Source organism: Oleiphilus sp. HI0061 (assembly GCF_001635675.1).
Genome location: NZ_LWFE01000025.1, coordinates 1 through 2,285, shown reverse-complemented (window position 1 = coordinate 2,285; position 2,285 = coordinate 1). Strand labels below are relative to the sequence as shown.

General features: G+C 46.0%; 2 protein-coding genes. Both read left to right on the top strand.

Annotated elements, in window-relative coordinates; all coding sequences use genetic code 11:
- Positions 1-1,799: class I adenylate cyclase (locus tag A3735_RS00425; RefSeq protein ID WP_197485547.1), on the top strand; the 1,799-nt coding region annotated here is incomplete at its 5' end.
- Between the two features lie 135 nt (positions 1,800-1,934).
- Positions 1,935-2,120 (top strand): lipoprotein, encoded by a 186-nt coding sequence (locus A3735_RS00420; RefSeq protein WP_068512865.1) that lies wholly within the window; start codon positions 1,935-1,937, stop codon positions 2,118-2,120.
- Positions 2,121-2,285: the final 165 nt, after the last annotated feature.

The window sequence follows — 2,285 nt, the reverse complement described above, 5'->3', positions numbered from 1 at the left end:
GAAGGGGGCCTTCATGGCAGAGAAAACTATTGGAAAAAATTGTCCGAACCTGGGGTTGGTCAGAGAGTAAGTTCAGGTACCTGGACTCTCGCGCCAAATGGAAAGTTGATGAGGTTCTGGTCGAGCGCCAAGTCTTAGTGGCAGAGTTGAGTTACTGTTATCGGTTTTTGTCACAGTATGCTCGCACTCATGGTATTCGCTCCAGTATTACCGCTGAAGACCTTAACCTCCTGGGCAGAAAGCTATACGCAAATTTTCAGAAGAAAGCAGGTAAGGTTGAGCGGGTTAATCCGGGTATTGTCGGGGACTTATGGGAAGAGAACCTGGCTATTCACCATACCAGCTCTCAGTTGATGCCAAGTGAGCAAAGCGGCTGGCTGTTATACAGGAATCTAAGTACTGATTCAGATGCTTCGTTTGAAGTGCCCTTGAAGAAATTTACTTCGATGGTGGAGTTACTTGCATGGCTATATTTTAACGGCATTGTAAATAGCTCCACTCGCTTAAGTCTGGTACCGGGTGATACGGGCTACAGGCTACAAGAAGTTCAGCAGATGATTCGTGCTTTGCAGCAAAGTATTAGCGTACCTCTTCCACCAGTGAATCAGGCAAGCTTTGTTAAGGCTGCGCAGGTTACACAGGTGGTCTTGTTTGTGAGCGTTGGTTTAGACCCCATGGAAGAATTAGCGGAACGGGGGATGCAGCGTTTAAGTGATCGTACAGATGCACTCGACTACAGTACCGATCGCTTTAACCTGGTACGCACGATAGATCAAATCAGTATTAATAGCTGGAATGAAGTCAGTGCGCACCGTTTTGAAGTGGGTGATACCCTGATGCAAACCCTGCAGTCTTATTTGCAGATTTGTTTGGCACAGCAAAGTGACTTCGAGTGTGAATTACGTGTATTTTGTTTCTGCCCTCAGCGAGCGAGTATTATTGCTTCGCGTGTTGAAGGTGTCTTTACCTCGATCAAGAAAGCTTTTTTTCCAGATGGACGTGTCCGCTCTGTTCGCTATGTTCTCGATATGGGCGGGCGTCACTATGTGGTTCAGTATGTTGATGAGCAGTTCAGGTATTTTTCCTATGCAAATGAGGTGGAGCTCTACAAAGCCTTAAAGCAGGGGCAGCGTCACTATAGCCCAATTATTTTTGATGAATACGCTCAGCCAGGAGAGACCCTGGTTGCAGCAGTTTTACCCTACAATATGCCTGGTAATATTCAGGTTTTTTTCTTTTTGCATCACGATACCTATCAGTTAATTATATTGGACGAGCAGGGTAGCCTGTTGCGCCTGGTTTTAACGGGGCGTGACGAGATGCTACTACTTTCTGCATTGAATGAGTGCCTGGTTCGGATGTTGGAAACAAGGCAGCTCTCAGATATGAGCCTGGGAGGTGAAATGCCTACGGTGAGCTTTAATAAAATCACCAAGGCGAAAGACGGTGGTTATCGTATACGGGCGCTGAAAGATATTCCACACTGTGCAGTGAGTGAGGTACAGGTTCATGTTAGCAGTGAAGGCTACCAGTCGAACTGCGACTTGAGCTTTCAGGGTATGGAGTTTAGTAATGCCGCGCATGGAGAGCAGCAATATGAAGCGCTTATCCATTATGCTAATAAGCAGCAGGTATCTGACCGACTGCCGCTTATGGTGTCGGAGGTCTTGCTTAGCAATCACTCATCTCAATTTAGCGTAGCATCCAGTGATTCGGCGAAAACCCTGGAAGTATTGCGCTGGTTTGCAAAGGCTGACAAGGCTCTGCATCGAGCCATACAAAAACAGTCTTCTCGTTAGGGTTTGTACTTAAAAATAGTCAATTGCCCTTCAACTCGTTATAATTCCTGCCTTTTGGCAGCTGACGCGTATCTTCCCATGAGCCTTTCGGAAATTATTCTTTTTCGGCCTTTATTTCGAGGTGTGAGTAAACGTATGAGATTAAAACTTACGCCTCTTTTTATCATGTCATGTGTGGTACTGGTGCAAGGCTGTGGCCAAAAGGGTGATCTCTATTTGCCTGTGCACAATCAGTCGGAAGTGGTGGAAAGTCCTGCTTCCGATAAGGCAGAAAAAAAGAAACGAGATACGAGAGCCCCAGAAGAGCAGTTTGAGAACTAAGCTTAGCAATCCTGGGTGATTGGCAAATTCTATCCAAGCCTGAAGCGGTTCAGGCGATTAAAAAGTGTTATAAATCATGAGTTATTTTTCGTACCAGAATGGCGAGTTGTATGCAGAAAATTCGTCACTAAGCCAGATCGCTGAACAGTATGGCACCCCGTGTTA

What these genes read in the sequence shown, in the direction of transcription:
- A3735_RS00420 (WP_068512865.1), top strand. Translation starts at nt 1,935, where the DNA reads ATGAGATTAAAACTTACGCCTCTTTTTATCATGTCATGTGTGGTACTG.